Here is a 26,554-nt window from a genome sequence, read left to right on the forward strand (position 1 = left end):
GCCGAACGCTCGGATAGCGTCGCGCGCATGGGCGACTACCCCTACGAGCTCGAGGTCGACTTCGAGCCCAAGCGCAGCCGGCTCACGACGTTCTTCCGCTTCCTCCTCGCGATCCCGCACGTCGTCGCGATCGCCGTGGTCGGCCTGGTCTCGGTCTTCGCCGTCATCGCGATGTGGTTCAGCCAGGTCTTCGCGGGACGGTCGATCCCGGGCGCTCACCGGTTCGTGCTCGGCACCGTGCGGTGGTCGATCCGCCTGGGCGCCTACATGCTGCTGGCGACCGATCGCTACCCGCCCTTCAGCCTCGACCCCGGGCCCGACTTCCCGGTGCGCGTCGTCGGCCCGGAGGAGCCGGCGCCCGAGGCCTCGCGCTGGAAGGCGCTGCTGCGCTACTTCCTGGCGATCCCGTGGGGGATCCTGAACTTCGCGTACATGGTCGTCGCCTACCTGGCGGCGATCGGGTCGTGGTTCGCGATCCTCGTCACCGGCCGCCAGCCCGAGGGCCTGCAGAAGGCGATCCACATGGGCCTCGCCTCGAACCTCCAGTACTACTCGTTCTACGCGCTGCTGACCGATCGCTGGCCGCCGATCGAGCCGGAGCTGCGCCTGGAGCCGCGGGCCCGCGGGGCGCTGCCGTCCTCCGCACCGGCGACCGCGCCGGCGCCGGTGCCCGCGGCGGTGGGCCCTGCGCCGGCGCCCGAGGCGCCGGCCACGACGACGGCCCTCCCGGGCGTGCCGGGCCAGGACGCCGACGCCGGCGCGGCCTTCGGCGAGGAGCCCAAGCGCGGGGGCGGCGACGGTGGCTGGCTGCCGCCGGCGTCGCGCTAGAGCTCGCTCGGCCCGGGAAGCGGCAGGTTCGGCGGTGCCGGACCGGTCGCCTCGGGCGGCGGGGGCAGCGGCCGCGCGGGCCGCAGCCCGATGACGAGCAGCGCCCCCGCGCCGAGCGCCAGCACGAGCGGCCAGCCCACGAGCGAACCGTCGTCGGCGGCGAGGACGAGGAAGGCGACGAGATTGGCGACTCCGACGTAGGCCGGCCCGGGTTGGCGCTCCACGCCCGAGTACGCGCAGAGGCCGAAGCCGGCGGCGAGGACGAGGAGGATCCAGCCGGTGCCGGTGCCGTCGAAGGCAGGCCCCCCGATCAGGAAGCTGCCTCCTCCTTGCTCGGCGAAGTGCTCGACGTCGGCGAAGCCCGCGAAGATCCCGGCGACCAGGAGCTCGACGACGAACGTCGCGGCGATCCCCAGCGTCGAGAAGCCGCCGGCGACCGCGAGCATCGCCGCGCTGCGCGGTCGGCGATCGCGGACGGTCACGGCGCTCAGCGCGAAGACGGCGGTCAGCAGCAGGAGCATCCAGCGGATCGCGTTGGCGGAGTCCCAGCCGAGGAGCCAGTCGACCGCCGCGAGCACCGCGATGCCGCCCGCCGTCGCGGCGAGCAGCGCGCAGGTCCCCGAGCCGCGCTTGCGCGCGAACCACGTCGCGGGGGCGGCGATCGCGACGGCCTGCCAGGTGACGGCGCCGGCGCCCTCGGCCTCGAGGAGCTCCGCGACGCGGAAGACGGTGAGCGCGACGAGCACGACGGTCGTGACGAAGAGGACCGTCTGGTAGACGCGCGGGTCGCGCCCCTCGACGGGCGACAGCACGGCGACCGCCGCGACGAAGAGCCCGGCCGCCGCGGCGACGGCGAGCTGGACGCCGTCGGCCCAGTCGTCGCGCGCGTCGAGCAGCGCGACGAGCGTCGCGAGGACCACCGCGCCCGCGGCCACGGTGTCGCCGCGGAACGGCTGGACGCGGAGGGCGGCGAGCACGGGCGAGGCCATCGCTCGCGGGACCCTAACCACGTCGGCGGAGCACCAGCCGCGGAGTAGGGTCCCGCCCATGAGCATCGTCCTGACCGAGGACCGCGGCCGCGTGCGCCACGTGGTCCTCAACCGCGCCGAGAAGCGCAACGCGATGAACGCCGAGCTGCTGCTCGCGGCCAAGGAGGCCCTGGTCCAGGCGGCCGCCGACCCGGACGTCCACGTCGTCGTCCTGCGCGGCGAGGGGCCGATGTTCTCCTCCGGCGTCGACCTCACCGAGCTCGCCGCCGGCGCCGGCGGCGGCGGCCGCTCCCAGCTGCGCCACTTCCGCGAGCTCTTCCTCGACGTGCCGAACACCGCCGAGCGGATGACCAAGCCGGTCATCTGCCAGATCCAGGGCGGCTGCATCGGCGGCGCGCTCGAGGTCGCGCTGGGTTGCGACTTCCGCGTGGCGTCGGCCGACGCGCTCGTCGGCCTGCCCGAGGTGCGCCTGGGTCTCATCCCGGACGTCGGGGGGTCGTCGCGCCTGCCGGCCCTGGTCGGCCTGGGCCGCGCGAAGGAGCTGATCATGACCGGCAAGCTCATCCCGGCCGAGGAGGGCGAGCGCATCGGGCTCATCACGCGCACCGCGCCGGCCGACGGGCTCGACGACGCCGTCGGCGCGCTGGTCGACGAGCTGCTGCAGTGCGCGCCGATCGCCGTCGGGCTGGCCAAGCGCGTCATGGACGCCAGCGCGCGCCCGGCGCTGAGTACGACGCTCGAGCAGGAGGTCACCGCGCAGGAGATCTGCGTCGCCTCCGAGGACTTCGCCGAGGCCGCGCAGGCGTTCATGGCCAAGCGCCAGCCGGTCTTCGCCGGGCGCTGAGCGCCGATGGCCGGCGGGCAGGACGCCCCGACCAGCGCGTGCCCGGGCTGCGGCGCCGTCCTGCCGGCGGCCGGCGGCCCGACGCACGCGTACGTCGGCGCCTCCCCCGCGTGCTGGCTGCGCCACGGCGAGCTGCTGGCGCGCGAGTACCAGCAGCTGCAGCCGTGGCAGGCCCACGGCCTGTCGGTCGACACCTACGCGGTCCAGCACCCCGGCAAGCCCGAGCGGCGGACCACCCAGTCGCTGGCGCTGCACCTCATGGCCCTCGGCGACCAGCTCGAGCGCGGCGGCGACGAGGAGCGCCGGCTCCGGGTCCTGCGCGAGGCGGCGCGCCGGGCGCCCGACGGCCTCGAGTGGCTCGACCCACCCGGCCACTACGGCATGACCGTCGTCGACGTCCTCGACCGTGACCCCGACGAGCACCGTGAGGCCGTCCTCGCCTGGGCCCGCACGACCTGGCAGGCCTGGGCCCCGCACCACGACCGCATCCGCGGCTGGCTCGACCAGGTCCACGCCCGCCGCAGGTGAAAAGTGCCAGGCACCTTCCACCCCGCGCCCGGCGCAGGTGAAAAGTGCCAGGTACTTTCCACCCCCGCCCGCTGAGAGCAGGTGAAAGGTGCCTGGCACCTTCCACCCCTAGGCGAAGAGGTCTTCGTCCTTCGGGCGCAGGAGGGCGGCGGCGCCGGGGCCATCGTCGTCGGTGACCCAGCGCTCGAGGCCCTGGAGGACGACGGCGGGGGTGCGCCCGTCCTTGCCGGCGCGGGCCAGGTCGGCGGCTGCGGCGGCCTGGTCGGCGACGGCGATCCAGGTGGCCTTGAGCTCGCGACCGTCCGCGTCCGACCGCCCCCGCCAGTCCTCGAGCGGTGCGAGGCCCGCGACGCCGATGGCGACGTCGCACTGCCCGTGGCGCCAGGCGCGGCCGAAGGAGTCGGCGACGACGACCGCCGGCCGGCCCGGCAGCGCCGCGCGCAGCGCGCGGGCGCTCGCGTCGGGATCGCGCGGCAGCAGGACGACGTGCCCCTCCGCCCCCGCGTTGGAGCCGTCGACGCCCGCGTTGGCGCACACGAAGCCGTGGTGGGTGCGGCAGATGAGGACGCCCGGGCGCTCGCGGACGAGCTCCGCGGTCTCGCGCAGGACGACCTCCACGTGGCGCGGGTCCTTGTCGTGGGCCGCCGCGACGTCCAGCGCCCGCGGCGAGGGCTCGATGCCGGACAGTGCGACGACGCGGCCCTCCGCCTTCGAGACGACCTTGTGCGCGACGACGAGCACCTCGCCGGGCCCGAACCCCTCCCCACCGCGGGCGGCGGCCAGGAGCGCGGCCAGGTCGTCGCCCGCGCGGACCTCTGGCAGCCCCTCGAGCGCCCGCCCGCGCAGCACCGTCACTCCGGCGGTGTGGGCGGCGGCGGCGCGACCCGCGCGAAGCGGGCGAGCAGGCCGCGCGTGTTCGCGGCGTTGCCGTGCACGCGGGCGAGCGCCTCGCGCAGCGCGCCGAGGTCCTCAAGCGTGTCGACGTCGAGCATGAGCGACGGCACCTCGACGACCTCCGACCGCGCCCCCGCGCGCGCCGCCAGGTCCTCGTGGCGCTCGCGCGAGCCCGGGCCGAACGACGGCTCCATGACGCCGGGCGGCGTCAGCACGAGCGCGTTGGTGCCCGTCCCGTGGCGGTCCGGGACCACGAGCACCTCCGGGCCCTGCCCGGCCCGCGCGACGAGGTCGTCGAGCTCGGCCGGCACGAGTGCCGGGCAGTCGCCGGGCAGCAGGACCACGCGCTCGGCGCCGAGCATGATCGCCGCCTTCACCCCGCGCAGCGCCGCCGCGGAGTGGCCGTCGTCCGACGGGTCGGCGACCACGGAGGCGTCGTAGCCGCCGGCGAGCGCCTCGGCCGCCGGCTCGCCCGTCACGACCAGCGTGGTGTCGATGCGCTTGGAGCGCCGCAGGGCGATGAGGACGTCGGTCACCATCGCCTCGGCCAGCGCCCGCTTCGTGCCCTCCGACATCCCGTCGGTGAACAGCCGCTGCTTGGCGGCGCCGAAGCGCTTGACCGGGAGGACCGCGATCGTCTGGCTCATGCCGCCAGCGCCTCCGCGAACTCGAGCGCCGAGGCGGCCACGCGGCGGCGCGCGTCGGCGTCGGCCATGAGCGTGTCGATCTGGCGCACGGGGAGGTCGTGCCCGGCGTCGGCCTCGTCGCAGACCACCCCGTCGACCAGCGACGCGCCGCCGTAGGACGCGACGACGCCCGCGGCGTCCAGCGAGAAGCCCGCCCAGGCCATGAACGGCCCGGTCGGGCCCTTCACCACCTCGCCGCCCACCAGCGGCGAGACGCAGACGACCTTGGCCTCGGAGGCGCGCAGGGCGTCGACCATGCCGGGGACCTCGAGGATGGGGCGGATCGAGATGACGGGGTTGGACGGGCCGATGACGATCGCCCGCGCACTCGCCAGAGCGTCGAGGACCTCGGGCGGCGGGGCGGCGTCGTCCAGGCCGTCCCACGCCACGTCCTGCACCGGGCCGCGGGCACCCTCGCGGATCATGAAGGCCTGGAAGTCGTGCCACGCGTCGCGCGCCTTGACGCGCGTGCGCACGGGCGCGTCGCTCATCGGCAGGACCCGCGCGCGGACGCCCAGCGAGGCCGCGACCTCGCCGATCGCCTCCGTGAGACGCGCGCCCTCGGCCAGCCGCCGCGCGCGCAGCAGGCAGACGGCCAGGTCACGGTCGCCGAGGTTGAACCAGACCTCCTCGCCGAGCTCGCGCAGCCCGTCCATGACGTGGAACGTGTCGCCCTCCAGCCCCCAGCCCCGCGCGTCGATGCGGTCGGCCAGCCAGAACGTGACGAGGTCGGGATCGGGCGCGACGTAGCCGCCGTAGAGCTCCACGTCGTCGCCGGTGTTGGCGACGACGACGAGGTCCTCCCCGACGACGTCGAGCATCCCGCGGGCGAGCTTCGCCCCGCCGGTCCCTCCGGCGAGCACCACGACCGGCCGGCTCACAGGCCCGTGATCTTGATGCCCGCGTGGGTCTTGTAGCGGACGTTGATGCCGATGAGCAGCGGCGTCAGCTGCTCGGTCAGCCGCGCCATCTCCAGCTTGCCGCAGTCGACGCAGCGCAGGCCAGGGATGCGCTCGACGAGCTCCATCACGGGTCCCTTGTCGGCCTTGCGGTCGCCGCACACGAGGATGTCCTCGTCGAGCGTCGCGTCGAGGTCGCGCAGGACCGAGGCCGCCACGGTGTGCAGCGCGCTGACCACCCGCACGCCGTCGGGCGCCATCTCCTGGGCCTGCTGGGCCGCGGAGCCCTGCCAGACGCCGAGCGTCCGCGTCGCCTTGCCGCTGACGGCGGCCGCGAGCGGCACGGTGGCGTCCACGAGGAGCTGCCCCTCCTGGAGCACCTCCTTGAGGTTCGTGAGCGTCTCGGACTGCGAGCGGAACGGGACGGTGAGCAGGACGGTCTGCGCGCGCTGCGCGGCCTCCGCGTTGCCCAAGCCCTCGAAGGAGCCCTCGGGGACCAGCTCCGCGGCCTTGCGGGCGGCGTCCGCCGCGCGGTCGGCGTCCCGCGACCCGATGACGACCGGGACCCCCGCACGGCCCCAGCGCAGCGCGAGCCCGAAGCCCAGCGCGCCGGTGCCGCCCAGGATGGAGACGGGCTGCTCGTCTGGCACGGCGGCGCAGTCTACGTGGCATGCTCCCGCACTGATGACGCGACGTGCCGCTGTCCCGCTGGCCGCCCTCGGCCTCCTCGCCGCGCCCTCCGCGCTCGCGCAGACCGCCGTGCCGGACTACCGCTCGATGTTCGTGCAGTACGGCGGCAAGACGGTGCAGGCGAAGCTCGGCAGCTACTGCCATCCCAACGCCCAGGGGACGGGTGAGTGCCTCGAGCTGGACCCGAAGAAGGACTACCCGCTCAAGGACGCCGCGACCATCACCGTGCGCCAGGGCGAGGACGTCACCCTGCTGTTCAAGCACACCGTCTCGCACCTGGCGTGGCGCGCCGCGCGCATCGACGGCCTCGGGGAGGAGCGCATCACCTGGACCGGCACCGGCCGGGCGGTGACGAAGACCTTCCGCCGCTGGAAGATCAAGCTCCCGCGCACCATGGCGCGCTCCAGCGACGTCCTGGGCTTCGACGTCAACTACCCCAACGCGTACTCGTCCTTCGAGGTCCGGATCAAGGTCCTCAAGGCCCGCGCCGCGGCCAAGAAGTAGCGCCGGCGGCTAGCCGCCGAGGCGCACGACGCGCAGCTTGCGCACGCCGCGCGGCGTGGGCACGTCCACGACGTCGCCCGCCGCGGCGCCCATCAGCGCCTTGGCCACCGGCGACTCCGCCGACAGCTTGCCCTGCTTGAGGTCGGCCTCCGTCGGCCCCACGATCGTGTAGGTCGACTCGCGGCCGGACTCCTCGTCGGCGACGACGACGGTCCCGCCGAAGAGCACGACCGACGCGTCCTCGGGCGCCTCGACGACGCGCGCGCCGCGCAGGCGCTCCTGCAGGCGCAGGATCTTCGTCTCGAGGTGGCCCTGGTCCTCCTTGGCCGCGTGGTACTCGGCGTTCTCCGAGAGGTCGCCGAGCTCGCGGGCCGTCTGGATGCGCGCCGCGATCTTGCGGCGCTCCTCGCCCTCGAGCTGCTCGAGCTCCGCCTTCAGGGCCTCCAGGCCCTCGGCGGTGATGGCCTCGGTCGTCTGCTCGCTCACCCGATGACCGTAGCGCCAACCCGCGCGGCGCGACGGCTCGTCAGGCGGCCCGCGGCGCGGCGAGCGGGAAGGCGCGGCGGCGCTCGTAGAGCGTCGTGCGCTCGGCCGCGGGACGCCCGGCGCGGTGCGCGGCGCCGACGAGGTCGTCGACCTCGAGGCGCACGCCGTGCTCGCCGCCGGCCATGCGGGTGATCGACTCCTCCATGAGGGTCCCGCCGAGGTCGTCGACGCCCCAGCGCAGCGCCTCGGTGGCGGCGTCGAGGCCCATCTTCACCCAGGAGGCCTGCAGGTGCTGGATCGAGCGCCCGAGCGCGAGGCGGAAGACGGCGGTGTGCTGGAGGTTGTCCTCGCGCGAGATCGGCTCGACGCCGTGGGTGCGCCCGAGGAGCGTCTGGTAGGGGACGAAGCTCAGCGGCACGAACTCCGTGATGCCGCCGGTGCGCTCCTGCAGCTCGCGGACGACCCGCAGGTGCTCGGCGAGCTCCCACGGCTCCTCGACGTGGCCGAACATCACGGTCGACGTCGAGCGCAGGCCGGTCGCGTGCGCGGCCTCGAGGACCTCGACCCAGCGGGCGGCGGGCAGCTTGTTGGGCGAGATCCGCTGGCGCACGCCGTCGTCGAGCACCTCGGCCGCGGTCCCGGGCACCGAGCCCAGACCCGCGTCGAGCAGGCGCTCGAAGACCGCCCGCGGCGCCAGGCCGGAGACGTCGCACATGTGCGCGACCTCCATCGGCGAGTACGCGTGGAGGTGGACGTCGGGCGCCAGCTCCTTGGCGAAGCGCAGCCACCGCTCGTAGTCCTCCAGGCCCCAGTCGGGGTGGATGCCCGACTGGATGCACAGCTCGGTCGCGCCGAAGGCGAGCGCGTCCTGCACCCGCCGCGCGAACTCGGCCTCGGAGTGCTCGTAGGCGTCGGGCGAGCGGCGCCCCTGGCCGAAGCCGCAGAAGGCGCAGCCGACGACGCAGACGTTCGAGACGTTGATGTTGCGGTTGACGACGAAGGTCACCTCGTCGCCGTTGAGCGAGGCGCGCAGCTCGTCGGCCGCGGCGCGGATCTCCTCGACGGCCTCGGGCCGGCGCTCGCACAGCAGCGCCGTCACCTCCTCCTTCGTGAGCCACGCGCCGTCGCGCGCTTTCTCCAGGGCGGGCGCGACGAGGTCGGCGTCGATGGCGAACGGTGCCTCGGTCCGCCCGGAGCCGCTGCGCGGGATGAAGCTCCAGAAGCGCGCCTTGATGACGTCCATCACGCCCTGGGCGACCCAGTCCGGGTCGATGTAGCGCCCGTGCACGCAGAGGCGCTCGGTCAGCGCGACGCCGTCCTGCGCCAGGCGCTTGCGGACCTGGTGGGGCGACGGGAACGGGTGCTCGGGCGAGATGTGGTCGCCGTTGGCGCTCAGGCCGCCGAGGTCCGAGGCGCCCGCGGCCACGAGCTGGGGCCACCAGTCGGCGAGGTTCGGCGGGATCTGCACGGCGACGTCGGGCATGACCTCGCGCGAGAAGCGGATCAGGTCCTCCATCTCGGCGATCGACACCGGCGTGGCCCACGCGGGCAGCTCCTTGAACGGCACCTCGTAGATGCCCGTCCGCCACGCGCGCGAGGCCGCCGCGTCGGCGATGTCGGCCACCTCGCGCCCGTAGTAGGCGTCGTGGGGGACGAAGTTCTGGAGGATGACCTCCTGCAGGTGGCCGAACTCGGCGTGGACCTCGGCCAGCGCCCGCAGCGCGCCGCGCCGGTCCTCGGGCGACTCGCCGATGCCGACGAGGATCCCCGAGGTGAAGGGGATGCGCAGCTCCCCCGCCCAGCGGATCGTCTCGAGCCGGCGCTCGGGGTGCTTCGTCGGCGAGCCCTGGTGGGCGACGAGGTCGGGGTTGACCGACTCCAGCATCAGCCCCTGCGACGCCGTGACCTCGCGCAGGCGGGCGAGGTCCTCGCGCGGCAGGACGCCGAGGTTGGTGTGCGGCAGCAGGCCGCGCTCGAGCCCGCGCTCGCACGCCCAGACGACGTAGGAGGTGAAGTCCTCGTGGCCCCACGAGGCGAGGCGCTCGCGGACCTCCGGGTTGACGTCCGGGCGCTCGCCCGTGAGGACGAGCAGCTCCTTGACGTTGCGCCGCGCCGCGCGGTCGAGGAACGCCTCGACCTCGTCCGGCGCGTGCAGGTGCGCCTTGTGGGTCTTGAACGCGCAGTACTTGCAGTAGGCCTGGCACGTCCGCGACAGCGAGAGCGTGACGTTGCGCGAGAAGGTGACGCGGCGGCGCACAGCGGAAACGTACCGCCGTGCGCCGCCCGCCCCTTGTGGCTTCCCGCTAGACCGCGGCGGGCTCGCGCTGGTCCTGGGCCAGCACCTCGCGCTCGTTGGGCACGCAGTGGGTCATCTGGTGGCCCTCGACGTCGCGCGGGCCGTTGCTGCCGAGGTTCTGCCGGCGACGCTCCTCCTCCTCGGAGAGCGTCTGGGTCTGCAGCGGCGGCAGGTCCTTGACGTCGTCGACGCCGATGCCGATGCCCTCGCCGACGCGCAGGCCCAGCTCGTCGTCGCACATGAGCAGGTGCCAGACCATGCGCTCCTGGATCGGCCGGTCGCACTGGGCCAGCAGGCCCGACAGGTTGGCGACCAGGTCGTCCTTCTCCCACTGCTCGGAGAGCTGGTAGCGCTCGCCGGCCTGCGCGTAGTCGTTCGTGCGCGGGATGCGCTTGCGGGTGAGGCGCCCCTCGATGACCGGGCCCTGCTCGTCGTGGGTCGGGTACTGCGCCTCGCGCAGGCCGCCCGTGATCGAGGGCTCGTAGTTCACCGACGGGTTGGCGCCCGAGCTGTCGACGTAGTACGTCATCTGCCCGTCGCGCTGGTTGGTGTAGGGCCGGCCGCCCTTGACGCCCTTGGGCGAGTTGACCGGCAGCTGGAGGTAGTTCGGCCCGACCCGGTAGCGCTGCGTGTCCGAGTAGGAGAACGTGCGCCCGACGAGCATCTTGTCGTCGGAGAAGTCCAGGCCGTCGACCAGGACGCCGGTGCCGAACGCGATCTGCTCGTTCTCGGCGAAGAAGTTCTCGGCGTTGCGGTTCAGGACCATCTTGCCGACCGGGCGGACCGGGAAGAGCTCCTCGGGCCAGACCTTCGTGTCGTCGAGCGGGTCGAAGTCGAGCTCCGGGTGGTCGTGGTCGTCCATGATCTGGACGTTGAGCTCCCACTCGGGGTAGTCGCCGCGCTGGATGGCCTCGAAGAGGTCCTTGGTGTGGCAGCCCAGCTCCTCGGCCTGCTTGACCGCGGCGTCGGCCTCGGTCCAGGACCTCACGCCCTGCTTGGGGTACCAGTGGTACTTGACGAGCTTCGTCTCGCCCTCGGCGTTCACCCACTTGTAGGTGTTGACGCCGAAGCCCTGCATGTGGCGGTAGGAGGCCGGGATGCCGCGCGGGCCGAAGACCAGCGAGACCATGTGCATGGACTCGGGCGTCTGGCTGATGAAGTCGAAGACGCGGTTGGCGACCTGGCGGTCGAAGGAGACCGGGTCCGGCTTCTGGGAGTGGATGAAGTCGGGGAACTTGATGGCGTCGCGGATGAAGAAGACGCCGAGGTTGTTGCCGACCAGGTCCCAGTTGCCGTCCTCGGTGTAGAACTTCACCGCGAAGCCGCGCGGATCGCGCACGGCCTCCGAGGAGTCACGGCCGCCGGCCACCGTCGAGAAGCGCACGGCGACCTCGCACTCGGCGCCCTCCTGGAGGACCTTCGCGCGGGTGTACTTCGCGATCGGCTCGTCGCCGACCTTGCCGTAGGCGGTGAACGTGCCGAACGCCGTGGTGCCGCGGGCGTGGACGACGCGCTCGGGGATCCGCTCGCGGTCGAAGTGGCTGATCTTCTCGAGGAACTGGTAGTTCTCGAGCGTGGCCGGGCCGCGGGCGCCGACCGTCCGCTGGTTCTGGTTGTCGTAGACCGGGTGGCCCTGGCGGTTGGTCAGGATGGGGCGGTCGTCGCCGCCGGGCGAGCCCTGGCTCGAGACGTCGGTCATGGGGTGAGAGACCTCTCCTCGGTGGTTGTCGATGCTTCTCGGCAGTCGGGGCAGGTGCCCCAGAAGGTCACCTCCGCCTCCTCGACGGCGAAGCCGTGGTCCGCGCCCGGCGCCAGGCAGGGCGCCGAGCCGGTGGCACAGTCGACGTCGACGGTCGCGCCGCAGGAGCGGCAGACGAGGTGATGGTGGTTGTCGCCGACGCGCGCCTCGTAGCGGGCCGGTGAACGTCCCAGGTCGATGCGGCGCGCCAGCGAGGCGCCCGTGAGCGCCTCGCAGACGTCGTAGGCGGCCTGCGTGGAGATGCTCACGCCGGACGCGCGGACGCGCTCGATGACCTGGTCGATGCGGGGGTGGTCGTCGGCCTCGGCGAGGACGCGCAGCACGGCGACCCGCGGGCCCGTGACCCGGAGTCCCGCGCCGCGCAGGGCGTCTTCGACGTGCTCGACCAGCACCGCCGTCGACCCTAGCGGAACCGATCCTGATCTGGAAGGACTCCAGACAACGACGTCCGCTGGACCACCCGTAGTGTCTGGCGGCGATGCGCCGCGCCGCCGCCTTGCCCCTGCTGCTGGCCTGCGTGCTGGGCCTCGCCGGCTGCTCGCTCACCGGTGGCGGGGCCGGTCCCGACCAGGACGAGGCGACGCTGCTGCTGGACTTCCAGCCCAACGCCGTCCACGCCGGGATCTACCTCGCGACGGCGCGGGACTTCGACGGCGCCGAGGGCGTCGACCTCGACGTCGAGGTCCCCGGCTCGTCCACCGACGGCGTCGCCCAGCTGCTCAGCGGCCGCGCCGACTTCGCGGTGCTCGACATCCACGACCTCGCCCTTGCGCGGGCCCGCGGGCGCGACGTCGTCGGCGTCATGGCGCTCGTGCAGCGCCCGCTCGCCGCGGTGCTCGCGCAGCCGTCGATCCGGACGCCGCGCGACCTCGAGGGCCGGCGCGTCGGGGTCACCGGCCTGCCCAGCGACGTCGCGGTGCTCGACTCCGTCGTCGCGGGCGCCGGCGGCGATCCGGACAGGGTCCGCCGCACGGAGATCGGCTTCAACGCGGTGCCGGCGCTGCTCTCGCGCCGGGTCGCGGCGGTCACCGCCTTCTGGAACGTCGAGGGGGTCGAGCTGCGCGCGCGCCGGCCCGGCATCAAGGAGTTCCGCGTCGACGAGCTCGGCGCCCCGTCCTACCCGGAGCTCGTGCTCGCCGTCGCCCGCACGACCATCCAGGACGACCCGGAGCTCGTGCGCGCCGTCGTGGGCAGCCTGCGCCGCGGCTACCGCGAGGTGCTCGGCGACCCGGAGGCCGGCATCGGCGCGCTGACCGAGGAGGAGCCGGACCTCGGCCGCGACCAGCTCGAGCGCGAGCTCGACGCGGTCTCCCCCGCCTTCACCGCGGGTGCACGGACCTACGGCGAGCTCGACCCGGCGCGCCTGGAGACCTGGGCGCGGTGGGAGGCCAGGACGGGCATCGTCGACGAGCCCCCGGTGGTCGCGCAGGCCTTCGCCCCGCGGTTCTCGACCGCGGGCCAGATCGAGTAGGTACGAACCGAGGTTTCGGCATGCCATAATCCCGCTCATGGTGGGACTGACCCGGCGTCGCCTGATCGCCTCAACCGCGCCGGTGGTGGGGCTCGGCGCCGTCGCGCTGGGCCAGGGGTCGGCCGGCGCGCAGCACGCGGGGCACGCCCCGGCGGACGCGAACGGCCACGGCGGCGGGAGCGGCGCAGGGATCGCCGGCCACGGCGGCCACGCGGCGTTCCGCGGCGGCGACGTCGACCACGAGGGCAACGGCTTCGACCCGCACGAGGTGCTGCGCGACTTCGACTGGGGCCGGACGCGGCGCCTGCCCAGCGGCCGGGTCGTGCGCGAGTGGACGCTCATCGCGGGCGACCGCGAGGTCGAGCTGGCTCCGGGCGTGCGCTTCGCGGCCTGGACCTACAACGGCCGCATCCCCGGCCCCACGCTGCGCGCCCGGGAGGGCGAGCTGCTGCGCATCACCTTCGTCAACGGCTCCGCGCACCCGCACACGATCCACTTCCACGGCATCCACCCGGCGGCCATGGACGGCGTCGCGGGCCTTGGCGACGGCGAGATCGCCCCCGGCGGGCGGACCGTCTACGAGTTCGACGCGACCCCCGCCGGCGTGCACCTCTACCACTGCCACGTGCGGCCGCTGGCCGAGCACATCGCCAAGGGGCTCTACGGCACGTTCATCGTCGACCCGGCCGAGGGGCGCGAGGACGCCGACGAGCTCGTGATGGTGATGAACGGGTTCGACACGAACTTCGACCGCGCCAACGAGCTCTACGCGGTCAACAGCATCGGGTTCGCCTACATGGACCGGCCGGTGCAGGTCGTGCGCGACGAGCTCGTGCGCATCTACCTCGTGAACGTCCTCGAGTACGACCTCATCAACTCGTTCCACGTCCACGGCAACTTCTTCGACTGGTACCCCACGGGGACCAGCCGCCGGCCCGCCGAGCACACCGACACGGTCATGCTGTGCCAGGGGCAGCGCGGCATCGCCGAGATGCGCTTCGGCCACCTCGGGCGCTTCATGTTCCACGCCCACCAGTCCGAGTTCACCGAGCTGGGCTGGCAGGGGTTCTTCGAGGTGTGCGAGCGCCGCGGCGGCCGTCTGGTCTGCGACCTCCCGGAGGGCCGCCCGTGAGCGCGCTCGCCCAGGCCGGTCGCCTGCGCCGGGTCCCGAGCTGGGTCCTCGGCGTCGTGCCGCTGCTGCTCGTCGCGCTGGCCGTCGGCGCGTTCGCGGCGCTGGACGGCCCGGGGCTGGGGGACCGCAAGGGCCCGCCGATCGAGGAGCTCGCGGTCGAGCGCACGACGCTCGAGCCGGGCGTCATCGAGCTCACGGTCCGCAACGACGGACCCGACCCCGTGCACATCGCGCAGGCCAGCGTCAACGACGCCTTCGTGGCCTTCGAGGGCGGTGAGCGCGCCATCGGCCGCCTGGGCACGGAGACCTTGCGCCTGCGCCAGCCGTGGGTCGAGGGCGAGGCCTACGAGGTGGCGCTGCTGACCTCCACGGGCGCGACCATCGTCCACGAGGTCCCCGCCGCGGTGCAGACGCCCGACCCGGACGTCTCGTTCTTCGCGCTCATGGCGCTGCTGGGCGTCTACGTCGGGGTCATCCCGATCGCGCTCGGGATGCTCTGGCTGCCGTGGATCCGGCGCATCCCGCCGTCGTGGCTGCGCGGCGTGATGGCGCTGACGGTGGGGCTGCTCGTCGTGCTCGGCATCGACGCGTGGCTCGAGGGCGGGGAGCTGGCGGCCGAGGGCTCGCAGGCCCTGGGCGGCACCGCGCTGGTGGCGCTGGGCGCCGTCGTGGCCTACCTGCTCCTCTCGGGGGTGGGCGCCTGGCTGGACGACCGCCGTCGCCAGGCGGCCGAGGACGGGGCCACCGGTCAGCGGCTCGCGCTGCTCGTCGCGATCGGCATCGGCCTGCACAACCTCGGCGAGGGGCTGGCCATCGGCTCGGCCTACGCGACGGGGGCGCTGGCGCTCGGCGCCGCGCTCGTGGTCGGCTTCGCCCTGCACAACACGACGGAGGGCCTGGCGATCATCGGGCCCATGGCGCGCCAGCGGGTGGCGCCGCGGCGGCTCGCGCTGCTCGGGCTGCTGGCCGGCGGCCCGGCGGTGGTCGGCGCGTGGATCGGCGCGACGCTCTACACGCCGAGCGCCGCCGCCCTGATGCTCGGCTTCGGCGTCGGCGCCATCGCCCAGGTGGTCGTGCAGATCGCGCCCACCATCCGCGACGACCGCGGGCGCCTGCTCCATCCGCCGGCCGTCGCGGGGATGCTCGGCGGGATGGCGCTCATGTTCGGCACCGGCCTGCTGGTCACCGCCTGACGGCGGCGCGACGTCCTACTGCGCGCGCAGGCGCTGGAACTCGCGGCGTGCCGACTCGGGCCGGCCCCACATCTGCACGGTCTCCGCGCGGCCGGCGCGGACGTCGCGCACGGCGAGCTCGCCGCCGATGCCCGAGTCGTCGAGGAGGCTCAGCGCCATGTGCACCGCGCTGGGGGCGGCGGCATGGCCGAAGCGGTGCGCGACGAGCAGCTTGAAGTGCCAGTCGTGCTTCGAGTAGGGCTGGGCGTTGCAGGTCACGAGGTAGACCGCGGCGTCGACGTAGCGGCTCTCGTCCCCGATGCGCAGGTCCAGCTCGAGGTCGGTCCAGTCGTCGGGGAGCGACCCGACGATCTCGTTGAAGTCGTCCGCAAGGCCCATGGAGCCCGGATGGTACCCGCGGGCCTCAGCCCAGGATGGTCTGCTCGAGCAGGTAGGCGTTCAGCGCGATGATGAGCGCCGCGACGCCCGAGGCGGCCACCGTCGTGATGCGGCGGTTGACGAGCTCCCCCATCACCGCGCGGTCACGGGTGAGCAGGACGAGCGGCACGAGCGCGAAGGGGATGCCGAAGCTCAGCACGACCTGCGAGATCACGAGCGCGCGCGTGGGGTCGACGCCGATGGCGAGCACGACGAGCGCCGGCGACATCGTGATGAGCCGCCGCAGCACGAGCGGGATCGTGCGCCGGATGAAGCCCTGCATCACCACCTGCCCGGCGTAGGTCCCGACGCTCGAGCTGGCGAAGCCCGACGCGAGGAGCGCGAGGGCGAAGGCCATGGCGGCGCCCGGCCCGACGAGGTCCTCGAAGCCCGCGTGGGCGCCCTCGATCGTGTCGACGTCCATGCCGCGGTCGTGGAACAGCGCCGCCGCGATGACGAGCATCGACATGTTCACGAGGCCCGCGAGGCCCATGGCGATCGTCACGTCGATGCGGTTGAAGCGCAGCATGCGCCGGCGGTCCTCGACGCTGTGCAGGGGGATCCGCCGCTGCGTCAGGGCGGAGTGCAGGTAGATGACGTGGGGCATCACCGTCGCGCCGAGGATGCCGACGGCCAGCAGGACGCTGTCGGAGCCGTCGAAGCCGGGGACGAAGCCCGCCCCCGCGTCGCCGGCGTCGAAGCCGATGCGCAGCGTGTCGTAGAGGAAGCCCAGCAGGATGAGCAGCAGGAAGCCCGCGATGACCGCCTCGAAGCGCCGGTGGCCGCGGCGCTGGAGGCCCAGGAGGGCGAAGGCGACGACCGCGGTGATCAACCCCGCGGGCAGCAGCGGGACCCCGAAGAGCAGGTTGAGCGCGATCGCCGCGCCGATGAACTCCGCGAGGTCCGTGGCCATGGCGATGAGCTCGGCCTGGATCCACAGGCCGATGCTCGTGCGCCGGCCGAAGCGCTCGCGGCACAGCTCCGCGAGGTTGCGCCCCGTCGCGATGCCGACCTTCGCCGTGAGGTTCTGGATCAGCATCCCCATGAGGTTGGCCATGAGGATCACCCAGAGCAGCGTGTAGCCGTGCGCCGCGCCGCCGGCGATGTTCGTGGCGAAGTTGCCGGGGTCGACGTAGGCGATGCAGGCGACGAACGCCGGGCCGAGCAGCGGCAGGACGCCGCGCAGGCCACGGCGCTCGCGGATGCGCTGGAGCTCCGAGGGCGTGGCGGCCGCCGGCCCGGGACCGGCGCCGGCGCGCTCGCGGGGGACCTCGACGGCGGCGCCGCCGTCCCCCCGCGGGGCGTTCAAGCGTCGACCTCGACGCGCATCGCCGCCGCGAGCGCGCCGCCCAGCGGGTGCACGTCGTCGCCGAAGCGGGCGAAGACCGGGCCGCCGAAGGGCTGCTTGTCCACGACCTCGACGCGATCCCCCGGAGCGATCCCGCGCTCGCCCAGCCAGCGCAGCATCTCCGGGTCGCTGTCCGAGACGCGCGTGAACGTGCCGGTCGCGCCGGCGTCCAGCGTCTGCAGGCTCACGCTCGTGCCCTCGTCGATGACGAGGTCGGCGGTCGGGATCGGGTCGCCGTGCGGGTCGTGGGTGGGGTGGCCGAGCTTGGCGGCGATGAGCTCCTCGAGCTCCTCGCTCAGGACGTGCTCGAGCACCTCGGCCTCGTCGTGGACGCGGTCCCACGGCACGCCCAGCTCCTCGGCGAGGAAGCGCTCGAGCAGCCGGTGGTGGCGGATGACCTCGAGCGCGACGCGCAGTCCGCGCGGTGTGAGCTGGACGCCCTTGTACGGGACGTGCGAGACGAGGCCGAGGCCGTCGAGCTTCTTGACCATGCCCGACGCGGAGGCCGGACTGACGCCCATGCGGTCCGCGATGGCGTTCGTCGTGACGGCACCGGGCCCACGCTGCTCGAGCGCGTAGATCGTCTTCGCGTAGTCCTGGACCGAGGATGAGACGTCCATCCGACCTCAGTTTAGCCATGCCGAAACCGCACCTGAGTACGTTGGGGGACATGGACGCGTACGAGGTGCTCACGCAGGGCTGCGGGCTCGTCGACCGCTCCGAGTCCGGCAAGCTCGCGCTGACCGGCGACCAGGCGGCCGAGATGCTCAACGGCCTGGTCACCAACGACGTCGAGGCCCTCGAGCCCGGGCATGGCCTCTACGCCGCGTACCTCACGCCCAAGGGCCGGATGCTCGGCGACGTGCGCGTCCTGCGCCGCGAGGACGAGCTGCTGCTGCTCTGCGAGCGCAGCGCCCTGCAGGACCTCTTCGACCTCCTGCGCCGCGGCGTCGTGGGCTGGCGCGCCGAGCTGCACAAGCGCACGGTGCAGATGGCGCTCTTCTCGCTCGTGGGCCCGGCGGCCGACGCCGTGCTCGACATGGCCGCGCCGCCCGCGCACGAGCACGCGCACGTCCCGGTCCTCGGCGGCGTCGCGGTGCGCACCGACCTCGGGGCCGACGTCGTCGTCCCCGCCGAGCGCGCCGGCGAGGCGAAGGCCTGGCTGCTCGAGCGCGGCGCGGTCGAGGTCGACGAGGCCGCGGCGGAGGTCGTGCGCGTCGAGCGCGGCCGCCCGCGCTACGGCGTCGACCTCGACAGCACGGTCATCCCGCAGGAGGCCGGGCTCAACGACCGCGCGGTGAGCTTCACCAAGGGCTGCTACGTCGGGCAGGAGACCGTCGCGCGGCTCTTCTACAAGGGCAAGCCGAACCGCCGCCTGCGCGGCCTGGCCCTCGACGCGCCGGTGGAGCCCGGCGCCGTCCTGCGCGCGGGCGAGCGCGAGGCGGGACGCGTCGGCTCGGCCGTCGTCTCCCCCGCGCGCGGGCCGCTCGCGCTGGCCTTCGTGCGCCGCGAGGTGGAGGACGGCGCGGAGGTCGAGGTCGGCGACGCGGGCGTGCGCGCGCGGGTCGTCGCGCTGCCCTTCGGCGACGCCGCCTAGGCCGCCGCTGCCGCAGCGTCGCCGGAGGCGGGCACCCGCACCGGCGCCGCACGCTTGCCCGTCGTCCTCGCCGCCGGCCGCAGGTCCTTCGGCATCGCGGCGCGCAGCCAGCGGTCGAACGTCGCGCGATCGGGCCGCGGCTCGAGCGCCAGCTCGTGGACCTCGTTGGCCGCGAGCCACGTGGTGGCGACTCGCGCCTGACGGGCCTGCTCGGCGGTGAGGGCGACCGGCCGGCCGTCGTGGCCGCGCAGCGCCGTCTGCGTGCGCTCCCACGCCTCGTCGGGACCGGCGACCTCGCCCCAGTCGGCGACCCGCCCGCCGACGAGCCACAGCAGGTCGGCCCGCGGCGCCTCCGGGTGGGCGGCGAGGACCAGGCGCGGGTGCGCGTGCGCCGCCTCGGCCGTCCCGCCGACGCGGTCCAGCAGCTCGGCGAGGCGCACGCGACGGCGGCGCAGCCACGCGGCGCGCTCGAACTGGTGGGCCTCGGCGGCGGCGCGCATCTCGCGGTCGAGGTGCGCGAGGACCGCGGGCTTGCCGGCGCGGGGCCCGCTGAACAGCGCGAGCGCCTGGTCCAGGCGCCGGCGGTAGGCGTTGGGGTCCAGGTCGCCGAGGCACGGCGACAGGCAGCGGCCCATCTGCCCGTAGGCGCTCGGGTGCTCGCGGCGCTGGAGCTTGCGCCCGCAGTGGCGCAGGCCGAAGAGCGACTGGAGCTGCTCGACGAGCTCGCCCGCGGCGTGGCGGCCGAGCAGCGGGCCGACCGAGACGCCGAGCCCCGCGGCCGGCTCCGAGGCGACCTCGAGCACCGGGAACGGGATGTCCAGGCGGCAGCGCAGGAAGACCCAGCGGTCCTCGTTGCGGTCGCGGCCGCGCAGGTTGCCCGGCGGGCGCAGCTCGCGGATGAGCTGCTCCTCGAGCAGCAGCGCACCCAGCTCGCTCGCGGTCGGCCGGCCCTCGGCCATCTCGACCTGGGCGATCCACGACGTGTCGGGCGAGCTCGGCGCGAAGTGCGCCTTCGCGCGCGTGCGCACGGAGATCGACTTGCCGACGTACAGCGGCTGGCCCTCGGCGTTGCGGAAGACGTAGACGCCCGGCTCGTCGGGCAGGTGGCTCATGTCCGGCTTGCGCTTGCGCGTCCCGCGCAGCGAGCCGCCGCCGTCCGTGCGCCGGGTGCGGCGACCGCCCGGCCGCGCGGCGCGCAGCAGCGCGAGCGCCTCCCCCACCGTCGCGGCGTTGCCGCACAGCCGCGGGAAGAGCGCGCAGAACACGCGCGCGCACGTCTCGGCGTCGGCCAGGGCGCGGTGGGTCACCCCCACGTCGATCCCGAGGGACTCGGCCAGCGGACCGAGCTTGCGCTGGCGGGCCAGCGGGTGCAGCCGCCGGGCGAGCGCGACGGTGCACAGCGACGGCGGGTCGGGCCACGCCAGCCCGGCGCGCTCGAAGGCCTGCGCCAGCACGCGCTTGTCGAACGAGGCGGAGTGCGCGACGAGCACGCGGCCCTCGAGGAGCTCGGCGAGCTCGGGCAGCGTGACCTCCGCCGGCGGGGCCTCGTCGACCATGTCCTGCGTGATGCCGGTGAAGCGCTGGATGCCGCGCCCGAGCGGTGCGCGGACGGGGACCAGCGTCTCCCAGCGGTCGTGCAGCTCGCCGCCGCCGACGAGCACCGCGCCGACCTCCGTGACCTCGCACGCGTCGCCGGCCTTGCCGTTGGTCTCGGTGTCCAGGGCGAGGAACTCGGCGGTGGCGAGCGGGTGGTCCAGCAGCGACATCGGGCGCGTGAGGGTGGCGCGCGCGTCGGACGGCTCGCACGCTCGGTTGCGGGCGCCCGGTGCTGCCGACCGCGGCGGTGGGTACCGTCAGCGCATGACGACCTCCGCCGAGGACCGCACGACCGAGGCGTGGACCCGGTACGCCGACCGGATCCGCGGCCTCGAGGGCCAGGAGTACGACGACGCCGAGCGCGAGGCGTGGGACGACCTGCAGGCCGAGCTCGGGGAGATCGCCGAGCCCGCGGTGCTCGGCGCGCCGTCCAGCGGCGCCTGACGCGCAGCGACGTCCTGTCGCGCGTCGCGGTTGACGCGGCGTCGGCGCGTTCGGCTAGGGTGTCGCCGGGGTCGAGGATGGAGATGCCGCACCGAGCTATGCGCATGGCCTGCGCGCTCGTCGTCGGCGCAACGGCGTTCGTCGCCGGGTGCGGTGACGACGAGGACTACCCGAACGAGGCGCGCCCGCCGTCGCCCATCGTCGTGACCGCGTCGATCTCGGCCGAGCGCGTGTCGATCTCCCCGCGGGACTTCGGCGCCGGCCCCATCGACCTCGTCGTCTCCAACCAGTCGGACTCCACGCAGCGCCTCACGCTGCAGACGGCGGGCGCCGACTCCGGGATCCGCCAGCAGACCGGCCCGATCAACCCGCGCGAGACGGCGACGCTGAGCGCCGACCTCCCGCGCGGCGAGTACGAGGTCGCGGTCTCGGGCGACGGCATCCGGCCCGCCCGCGTCGAGGTCGGCGCCGAGCGCGCCTCGGCGCAGGACCAGCTGCTCCAGCCCTAGCCCGGACACGGGCCCGAGCACCCGCTCGTGTGTGCGTCGTGTGACGCGCCGCACACCCGCACCCTTGCGAGCGCGCAATGCTTGCGTGCGTGCAAGCACCGAGTGCGTCGACGCAGGTGTCTCCCGCCCAGCTGGCCGAGGCCATGGGCGCGTGCTGGACCGACGTCATGCGCCACGGCCAGCGCTCGATGGTCGACGTCGTCGACCAGCTCGACCTCTCGATCACCCACATCAAGGTGCTCACCGCCCTGGCCACGACCGACGAGCCGCTGTCGGTCAAGGCGCTCGCCGAGCGCCTGGGGCTCTCGCTGCCGGGCACGAGCCGCACCGTCGACGGCCTCACCCGTCGCGGCTGGCTCGCGCGCAGCGAGGACCCCGACGACCGGCGCGTGCGCCGCGTCGCGCTGACCGCCGAGGGCCGCGCGGTCTTCGAGCGCGTGCAGCACGCGCGCCTCGAGGGCCTCGAGGCGTGGGCGGCCGACCTCGCGCCCGAGCTGCGCGCCCGCCTCCTCGACGTCCTGCGCGACGTCGTCCCCACCACGAAGACCGAGGACCCCGCATGACCGACGCCCTGCGCACCCGCCTCATCACCGACGCCAACCGCCGGTGGTGGACGCTCGGCGCGATGTGCTTCGCGCTGTTCATGGTGATGCTCGACAACACCGTGGTGAACGTCGCGCTGCCGGCGATCCAGGAGGACCTCGGCGCGTCGATCAGCGGCCTCGAGTGGACGATCAACGCCTACACGCTGAGCTTCGCCGTCCTGCTCGTCGCCGGCGGCCGGCTGGGCGACCTCTTCGGCCGGCGGCGGATGTTCCTCTTCGGCGTCGTCGTCTTCGCCGCGGCCAGCGGGCTCATCGCCCTGGCCCAGACCGAGACGTGGCTCGTGACCTTCCGCGCGGTCCAGGGCCTCGGCGCCGCGTTCATGATGCCGGCGACCCTCTCGATCATCACGCAGGCCTTCCCGCCCGAGGAGCGGGGCAAGGCGATCGGCACCTGGGCCGGCGCGTCGGCCGTGGCGCTGGCCATCGGCCCCGTCGTCGGCGGCCTGCTCGTCGAGTCGGTCTCCTGGCAGTCGATCTTCCTGCTCAACCTGCCCGTCGCGGTGCTCGCGGTCGTCGTGACGCTGTTCGCCGCGCAGGAGTCGCGCGACGAGACCGCGCCGGCGAAGGTCGACGTCCCGGGCACCGCCGCGCTGACGCTCGGGCTCGCGTCGCTCGTGCTCGCGCTCGTCGAGGGCAACACGTGGGGCTGGGGCTCGACCGAGGTCGTCGCGCTGCTCGCCGCCGCCGTCGTCGGGCTCGTCGCGTTCGCCGTCGTCGAGACACGGGTGGCGCACCCGATGGTCGACTTCTCCTTCTTCCGCGACCGGACGTTCTTCGGCGCCAACGTCGTGGCGTTCATCGTGAGCTTCGCGATGCTCGCGATGTTCTTCTTCCTCGCGCTCTACATGCAGAACGTGCGGGGCTACGACGCGCTCGAGGCGGGCGTGCGGTTCCTGCCCTCGACGCTCGTGATCATCGTCGCCGGGCCGGTGGCCGGACGGCTGGCCGACCGCGTCGGGCCGCGACCGCTCATCGCCTCGGGCCTCCTGCTCGTCGCGATCTCGCTGTTCTGGCAGGGCCACCTCGCGCCCGACACCTCCTACGCGGCGACGCTCCTGCCGTCGTTCGTGCTCATGGGCCTCGGGATGGGCCTGGTGATGTCGCCGATGTCGCTGGCCGCGATGAACGCGGTGGACCGCACGAAGGCCGGCGTCGCCTCGGGCACCCTGTCGATGAGCCGGATGGTCGGCGGCACGTTCGGCGTGGCGGCGATGGGCGCGCTCATCACGGGCATCGGGCGCAGCGAGCTGGCGGACGCGCTGCCGCGCGTGCCCGAGACCGCGCGCGACAAGCTGGCCGAGGGCCTGGGCGCCGGCGGCGGCGAAGCGGCGAACGCCTCGCCGCAGGTCGCCGACGCGGTGCGCGACGCGTTCCTCACCGCGCTCAACGACGGCCTGCGCGTCGGCGCGGTGGTCGCGGCGCTCGGCGCGCTGCTGGCGTGGCTGCTCATCGACGCCAAGCGCCCGGCGGGCGACGCGGCGACGGTGCCGGGCGCGGTCCCGGCCGCCCCGGCGGTCGACGCCGACGCCGTCCGCGCCTAGCGGCAGACTCGGGGCGGTGCTGGTCCTCGACCGCCCCGAGCCCGACCGCCTGCGCGAGCTGCTCGCGCGCGACGAGTTCTTCTGGCTCGACCTCCACGGCGCCACCGAGGAGGAGCTGGCCGACGTGGGGCAGCTGCTCGAGCTCCCGGGCCTCGCGCTCGAGGACTCCCAGGAGATGCACCAGCGGCCGAAGCTCGACGACTACGGGCGCGCGGTGCTGCTGGTCTTCTACGGCGTCGACGCGCGCTGCGGCCTGGTCGAGGTCCACCTCCACATCTCCGGCGACTTCCTGCTGACGGTGCGCGACAGCACGTGCTCGCACCTCGAGGCGGTCAAGGAGGAGGCGGCGCGGCGCGACGACGCCACCGAGGAGGGCGTCGTCGCCCTGGTGCTCGACGCGCTGACCGACTCGTTCACGCCGGCGCTCGACGCCGTCGAGGGCGACGTCGAGGAGCTCGAGGACGCGCTGCTGGGCCGGCCGACGGTGGCCCAGCGCCGCGCCCTGCTGGACCGCCGCAACGACCTGGGCCGCCTGCGCCAGCGGGCGATCGCCCAGCGCGAGCTGCTCGAGCAGGGCAAGGACGTCATCCACCGCGTGCCCGGCCTGGAGAGCGAGGGCGAGGACGAGCTGCTGCGCGACGTCCACGACCACCTCGTCGTGGTCGGCCAGCGCTGCGAGCGGCTGCTGGCCCAGCTGGCGTCCGCGCTCGAGCTGCACCTGTCGCTCGTCGGGGCGCGCCAGAACGAGGTGGTGGAGCGCCTGACGCTCGTGTCGACGATCTTCCTGCCGCTGTCGGTCCTCACCGGCTTCTTCGGCATGAACTTCGGCTGGCTGGTCGACCACATCGATCCGCTGTGGGCCTTCCTGGTCTACGGCCTGGGCGGCATGACCGGCGCCGTCTGCGTCCTGCTGCTGTACCTGCGGCATCTGCGGCGCGCCGAGTAGTCCTCCTTCCCCGTTCCTCCTCTATCTTCCCGCCCCTATGGCGGTCGATCTCAAGCAGGTTTCACAGGTGGAGACGGAGCCCGGCGAGCTCCCCAAGACGATGGCCGCGTGGGTCATCCGCGAGGAGCGCCAGGGCGAGCCGCGCGACGCGTTCCAGGTCGAGGAGATCGAGGTGCCCGAGCCCGGCGCCTTCGAGGTCATCGTCCGCGTCATGGCTGCCGGCGTCAACTACAACAACGTCTGGGCGGCCCTCGGCGAGCCGATCGGCGTCTGGCGCTACGGCGACCACCCGGAGTTCGGCCACCACATCGGCGGCTCGGACGCCTCCGGCGTCGTCTGGAAGGTCGGCCCGGGCGTCACGCGCTGGAAGGTCGGCGACGAGGTCGTCATCCACTGCAACCAGACCTCCTACGAGGACCCCGAGGTCCACGGCCTCGACCCGATGGCCGCGCCGTCGCAGCGGATCTGGGGCTACGAGACCACCTGGGGCTCCTTCGCGCAGTTCACGAAGGTCCAGGCCCAGCAGCTGCTGCCCAAGCCCAAGGCGCTGACCTGGGAGGAGGCCGCGTCCTACGGCCTCGTGTACTTCACCGCGTACCGCATGCTCATGACCCGCTGCAACCTGCAGGCCGGCCAGCGGGTCCTGGTCTGGGGCGGCGCGGGCGGCCTGGGCGTCTTCGGCATCCAGCTCTGCAAGGCCGCGGGCGCGGAGTGCGTCGGCGTCGTCTCCTCCGAGGAGAAGGGCGAGCTCGTCAAGCAGCTCGGCGCGGTCGACTACATCAACCGCGACGAGTTCAAGGGCATGATGCGCCGCGGCGGCGAGAGCGCCGACGAGGAGAAGGAGCGCTTCAAGGTCATGCGCGCCTTCGACAAGCGCGTCAAGGAGCTGCTCGGCGACAAGCCCGACATCGTCTTCGAGCACGTCGGGGCCGCGACCTTCCCGACCTCCGTCTTCACGGTCAAGCCGTTCGGCAAGGTCGTGATCTGCGCCGGCACCACCGGGTACACGCTCGACTTCGACGTGCGCTACCTGTGGATGAAGCAGAAGGAGATCATCGGCTCGCACTTCGCCAACGCGTACGAGTGCACGAAGGCCAACGAGCTGATCGAGTCCAACGTCATCCGCCCGGTCCTGTGGCGCACGCTGGGCTTCGACGGCGTCGGTGAGGCCCACCAGCTCATGCGCGACAACCAGCACCTGGGCAAGATCTCGATTCTCGTCGGCGCCGAGGAGACCGGCCAGGGCAAGACCGCCGAGGGCCCGGGCGCGATCTACGCCGAGGTCGGTGCCTAGGGCCGTGGCCGCCGTCGTCCACATTCCCTGGTACGCCACGGTCTTCCGCGGCGACAAGCTCGAGGCGGCGCTGGAGGACATCGCCAAGGTCTCCGTCCGCTACGGCGCGAAGTCCTTCGCCGTCTACCGCTACAACGACGACCGCTACAAGTTCCTCCAGGTCGCCGAGTTCGAGGACAAGACCGACTGGGAGCGCTACTGGGACTCCCCGGAGTTCACCGACTGGCGCATCGCCAACCAGTCCTACTTCCAGGTGCCGGTCGTCTACGGCATGACCGACCTCGTCGTCGCGGGGACGGTCAACCCGGAGCTCCTGCGCTCCGCCGCGGTCCCCGCCGGGGAGACCGAGGGCGACCTCGCGGGCTAGCGCCCGCCGCTGGTCGTCGTGCTCGTCGAAGGGCCCGCCTCGTGCGGGCCCTTCGTCGTCGTGGGGTCCGGTCGGCGCTCGGGCCGAGACCGTCGTGCCCGGACCACGGCGCACACGATCGCCGCGACGTCCTCGGGCTCCTCGTGCTCCCAGAAGCGCAGGACGGTCCAGCCGCGAGCTCGCAGCGCGGCGGTGTTCCGGGCATCGCGGGCCTGGTTGGCCAGGAGCTTCTGGCGCCAGTAGGCGGCGTTGTGCCTGGGCGCGTGGAAGTGGTCCGGGCAGCCGTGCCAGAAGCACCCGTCGACGAAGACCGCGACCCGCACGCGGGTGAAGACCACGTCGCCGCGGGTGATCTGGCGTGGCCCGTCGCCCCAGCGCAGCGGGAGGTCCTTGCGGAAGCGCTCGCCGCGGCGGTGCAGGGCCGACTCACAGAGGCGCGGCACTCCACGCGACTCCCGTGACGACGGGGTCTGACCCCGAGCACCGGCGACGCGACACGCCCTGGCACCACCATGCGACGGGGTCTGACCCCGAGCACCGGCGATGCGACACGCCCTGGCACCACCATGCGACGGGGTCTGACCCCGAGCACCGGCGATGCGACAGGCCCTGGCACCACCATGCGACGGGGTCTGACCCCGAGCGCGCGGAGGGCCCGGCGTCCGTGCCGGGCCCGTTCGCGGGGGTCAGG

General features: G+C 73.8%; 29 protein-coding genes. 15 read left to right on the plus strand and 14 right to left on the minus strand.

Annotated elements, in window-relative coordinates; all coding sequences use genetic code 11:
• Nucleotides 1–27: 27 nt before the first annotated feature.
• A complete protein-coding gene (locus tag JUB12_RS07145; protein ID WP_205698929.1) occupies nucleotides 28–828 on the plus strand; it encodes a DUF4389 domain-containing protein in 801 nt (266 codons plus the stop codon).
• On the opposite strand, the gene JUB12_RS07150 is transcribed toward JUB12_RS07145, so the two are convergent.
• On the minus strand, nucleotides 825–1,817 hold the full coding sequence (locus tag JUB12_RS07150; protein ID WP_205698930.1) for a hypothetical protein: 993 nt from the start codon (nucleotides 1,815–1,817) through the stop codon (nucleotides 825–827). The two genes, JUB12_RS07145 and JUB12_RS07150, sit on opposite strands and share 4 nt — an antisense overlap.
• A gap of 58 nt (nucleotides 1,818–1,875) precedes the next feature.
• On the opposite strand from JUB12_RS07150, the gene JUB12_RS07155 reads away from it, so the two are divergent.
• Entirely contained in the window at nucleotides 1,876–2,661 is a 786-nt protein-coding gene (locus tag JUB12_RS07155; RefSeq protein WP_205698931.1) for an enoyl-CoA hydratase/isomerase family protein, read from the plus strand.
• Nucleotides 2,662–2,667: 6 nt separating this feature from the next.
• Nucleotides 2,668–3,189, plus strand: a complete 522-nt coding sequence (locus JUB12_RS07160; protein WP_205698932.1) for a DUF5946 family protein — start codon at nucleotides 2,668–2,670, stop codon at nucleotides 3,187–3,189.
• A gap of 108 nt (nucleotides 3,190–3,297) precedes the next feature.
• Here JUB12_RS07160 and cofE read toward each other — a convergent pair whose 3' ends face one another.
• From cofE to npdG, 4 genes are read right to left on the minus strand one after another with little or no spacing between them, the layout of a single operon-like run.
• Complete coding sequence (cofE, locus tag JUB12_RS07165; protein WP_205698933.1) at nucleotides 3,298–4,044, minus strand: coenzyme F420-0:L-glutamate ligase; 747 nt, start codon at nucleotides 4,042–4,044, stop codon at nucleotides 3,298–3,300.
• Nucleotides 4,041–4,730 (minus strand): 2-phospho-L-lactate guanylyltransferase, encoded by a 690-nt coding sequence (cofC, locus tag JUB12_RS07170; protein ID WP_205698934.1) that lies wholly within the window; start codon nucleotides 4,728–4,730, stop codon nucleotides 4,041–4,043. The genes cofE and cofC overlap by 4 nt, the downstream gene beginning before the upstream one ends.
• Nucleotides 4,727–5,650, minus strand: a complete 924-nt coding sequence (gene cofD, locus JUB12_RS07175) for a 2-phospho-L-lactate transferase (protein ID WP_241004451.1) — start codon at nucleotides 5,648–5,650, stop codon at nucleotides 4,727–4,729. Before cofD ends, cofC begins: the two co-directional genes overlap by 4 nt.
• Complete coding sequence (gene npdG / locus JUB12_RS07180) at nucleotides 5,647–6,318, minus strand: NADPH-dependent F420 reductase (RefSeq protein ID WP_205698935.1); 672 nt, start codon at nucleotides 6,316–6,318, stop codon at nucleotides 5,647–5,649. The genes cofD and npdG overlap by 4 nt, the downstream gene beginning before the upstream one ends.
• A 34-nt stretch (nucleotides 6,319–6,352) precedes the next feature.
• Between npdG and JUB12_RS07185 the strand changes: the two genes are divergently transcribed.
• Nucleotides 6,353–6,862, plus strand: a complete 510-nt coding sequence (locus JUB12_RS07185) for a hypothetical protein (protein ID WP_205698936.1) — start codon at nucleotides 6,353–6,355, stop codon at nucleotides 6,860–6,862.
• 9 nt (nucleotides 6,863–6,871) lie between these two features.
• Here the strand turns inward: JUB12_RS07185 and greA are convergent, their stop codons facing one another.
• From greA to JUB12_RS07205, 4 genes are read right to left on the minus strand one after another with little or no spacing between them, the layout of a single operon-like run.
• Nucleotides 6,872–7,348 carry a transcription elongation factor GreA gene (gene greA, locus JUB12_RS07190; protein ID WP_205698937.1) on the minus strand — a complete coding sequence of 159 codons (477 nt, stop codon included), beginning with the start codon at nucleotides 7,346–7,348 and terminating at the stop codon, nucleotides 6,872–6,874.
• 40 nt (nucleotides 7,349–7,388) lie between these two features.
• The gene (gene cofH, locus JUB12_RS07195; RefSeq protein WP_205698938.1) at nucleotides 7,389–9,605 is read right to left on the minus strand and encodes a 5-amino-6-(D-ribitylamino)uracil--L-tyrosine 4-hydroxyphenyl transferase CofH; all 2,217 of its coding nucleotides are present in this window, start codon (nucleotides 9,603–9,605) and stop codon (nucleotides 7,389–7,391) included.
• Nucleotides 9,606–9,651: 46 nt separating this feature from the next.
• A complete protein-coding gene (locus JUB12_RS07200) occupies nucleotides 9,652–11,343 on the minus strand; it encodes a catalase (RefSeq protein ID WP_205698939.1) in 1,692 nt (563 codons plus the stop codon).
• The gene (locus tag JUB12_RS07205; protein ID WP_205698940.1) at nucleotides 11,340–11,795 is read right to left on the minus strand and encodes a Fur family transcriptional regulator; all 456 of its coding nucleotides are present in this window, start codon (nucleotides 11,793–11,795) and stop codon (nucleotides 11,340–11,342) included. The genes JUB12_RS07200 and JUB12_RS07205 overlap by 4 nt, the downstream gene beginning before the upstream one ends.
• Nucleotides 11,796–11,881: 86 nt before the next feature.
• On the opposite strand from JUB12_RS07205, the gene JUB12_RS07210 reads away from it, so the two are divergent.
• Genes JUB12_RS07210 through JUB12_RS07220 form a run of 3 tightly spaced genes read left to right on the plus strand, consistent with a single transcriptional unit; the run spans nucleotide 11,882 to nucleotide 15,199 of the window.
• Nucleotides 11,882–12,874 carry an ABC transporter substrate-binding protein gene (locus JUB12_RS07210; protein ID WP_205698941.1) on the plus strand — a complete coding sequence of 331 codons (993 nt, stop codon included), beginning with the start codon at nucleotides 11,882–11,884 and terminating at the stop codon, nucleotides 12,872–12,874.
• A 37-nt stretch (nucleotides 12,875–12,911) separates the two neighbouring features.
• On the plus strand, nucleotides 12,912–14,006 hold the full coding sequence (locus tag JUB12_RS07215) for a multicopper oxidase domain-containing protein (protein ID WP_205698942.1): 1,095 nt from the start codon (nucleotides 12,912–12,914) through the stop codon (nucleotides 14,004–14,006).
• Nucleotides 14,003–15,199 (plus strand): ZIP family metal transporter, encoded by a 1,197-nt coding sequence (locus tag JUB12_RS07220; RefSeq protein ID WP_205698943.1) that lies wholly within the window; start codon nucleotides 14,003–14,005, stop codon nucleotides 15,197–15,199. The genes JUB12_RS07215 and JUB12_RS07220 overlap by 4 nt, the downstream gene beginning before the upstream one ends.
• A gap of 15 nt (nucleotides 15,200–15,214) precedes the next feature.
• Here the strand turns inward: JUB12_RS07220 and JUB12_RS07225 are convergent, their stop codons facing one another.
• The 3 genes from JUB12_RS07225 to JUB12_RS07235 are packed head-to-tail and all read right to left on the minus strand — an operon-like array spanning nucleotide 15,215 to nucleotide 17,584.
• Nucleotides 15,215–15,577, minus strand: coding sequence for a hypothetical protein (locus tag JUB12_RS07225; RefSeq protein WP_205698944.1), 363 nt, complete (start codon nucleotides 15,575–15,577; stop codon nucleotides 15,215–15,217).
• 25 nt (nucleotides 15,578–15,602) lie between these two features.
• Complete coding sequence (locus JUB12_RS07230) at nucleotides 15,603–16,925, minus strand: Nramp family divalent metal transporter (RefSeq protein ID WP_241004452.1); 1,323 nt, start codon at nucleotides 16,923–16,925, stop codon at nucleotides 15,603–15,605.
• On the minus strand, nucleotides 16,922–17,584 hold the full coding sequence (locus JUB12_RS07235) for a metal-dependent transcriptional regulator (RefSeq protein ID WP_205698945.1): 663 nt from the start codon (nucleotides 17,582–17,584) through the stop codon (nucleotides 16,922–16,924). The genes JUB12_RS07230 and JUB12_RS07235 overlap by 4 nt, the downstream gene beginning before the upstream one ends.
• A gap of 50 nt (nucleotides 17,585–17,634) precedes the next feature.
• Between JUB12_RS07235 and JUB12_RS07240 the strand changes: the two genes are divergently transcribed.
• Nucleotides 17,635–18,561 carry a folate-binding protein YgfZ gene (locus tag JUB12_RS07240; protein ID WP_241004453.1) on the plus strand — a complete coding sequence of 309 codons (927 nt, stop codon included), beginning with the start codon at nucleotides 17,635–17,637 and terminating at the stop codon, nucleotides 18,559–18,561.
• On the opposite strand, the gene JUB12_RS07245 is transcribed toward JUB12_RS07240, so the two are convergent.
• A complete protein-coding gene (locus JUB12_RS07245; protein WP_205698946.1) occupies nucleotides 18,558–20,327 on the minus strand; it encodes an exonuclease domain-containing protein in 1,770 nt (589 codons plus the stop codon). The two genes, JUB12_RS07240 and JUB12_RS07245, sit on opposite strands and share 4 nt — an antisense overlap.
• 94 nt (nucleotides 20,328–20,421) lie before the next feature.
• Between JUB12_RS07245 and JUB12_RS07250 the strand changes: the two genes are divergently transcribed.
• The 7 genes from JUB12_RS07250 to JUB12_RS07280 all read left to right on the plus strand — a co-directional run bounded on the left by JUB12_RS07250 (nucleotide 20,422) and on the right by JUB12_RS07280 (nucleotide 25,863).
• On the plus strand, nucleotides 20,422–20,601 hold the full coding sequence (locus JUB12_RS07250; RefSeq protein ID WP_205698947.1) for a hypothetical protein: 180 nt from the start codon (nucleotides 20,422–20,424) through the stop codon (nucleotides 20,599–20,601).
• Between the two features lie 104 nt (nucleotides 20,602–20,705).
• Complete coding sequence (locus tag JUB12_RS07255; protein WP_205698948.1) at nucleotides 20,706–21,110, plus strand: hypothetical protein; 405 nt, start codon at nucleotides 20,706–20,708, stop codon at nucleotides 21,108–21,110.
• A 116-nt stretch (nucleotides 21,111–21,226) separates the two neighbouring features.
• A complete protein-coding gene (locus JUB12_RS07260) occupies nucleotides 21,227–21,673 on the plus strand; it encodes a MarR family winged helix-turn-helix transcriptional regulator (protein ID WP_205698949.1) in 447 nt (148 codons plus the stop codon).
• Nucleotides 21,670–23,256: an MFS transporter gene (locus JUB12_RS07265; RefSeq protein ID WP_205698950.1), complete on the plus strand. Its 1,587-nt coding sequence runs from the start codon at nucleotides 21,670–21,672 to the stop codon at nucleotides 23,254–23,256. The genes JUB12_RS07260 and JUB12_RS07265 overlap by 4 nt, the downstream gene beginning before the upstream one ends.
• A 16-nt stretch (nucleotides 23,257–23,272) precedes the next feature.
• The gene (locus JUB12_RS07270) at nucleotides 23,273–24,202 is read left to right on the plus strand and encodes a magnesium transporter CorA family protein (RefSeq protein ID WP_205698951.1); all 930 of its coding nucleotides are present in this window, start codon (nucleotides 23,273–23,275) and stop codon (nucleotides 24,200–24,202) included.
• 67 nt (nucleotides 24,203–24,269) lie between these two features.
• Nucleotides 24,270–25,496 (plus strand): crotonyl-CoA carboxylase/reductase, encoded by a 1,227-nt coding sequence (ccrA, locus tag JUB12_RS07275; RefSeq protein ID WP_241004454.1) that lies wholly within the window; start codon nucleotides 24,270–24,272, stop codon nucleotides 25,494–25,496.
• Between the two features lie 4 nt (nucleotides 25,497–25,500).
• Entirely contained in the window at nucleotides 25,501–25,863 is a 363-nt protein-coding gene (locus JUB12_RS07280; protein ID WP_205698953.1) for a hypothetical protein, read from the plus strand.
• Here the strand turns inward: JUB12_RS07280 and JUB12_RS07285 are convergent.
• On the minus strand, nucleotides 25,860–26,306 hold the full coding sequence (locus tag JUB12_RS07285; protein WP_205698954.1) for a very short patch repair endonuclease: 447 nt from the start codon (nucleotides 26,304–26,306) through the stop codon (nucleotides 25,860–25,862). The genes JUB12_RS07280 and JUB12_RS07285 overlap by 4 nt on opposite strands.
• Nucleotides 26,307–26,554: the final 248 nt, after the last annotated feature.

It is taken from the genome of Conexibacter sp. SYSU D00693 (assembly GCF_017084525.1).
Taxonomy (GTDB): domain Bacteria; phylum Actinomycetota; class Thermoleophilia; order Solirubrobacterales; family Solirubrobacteraceae; genus Baekduia.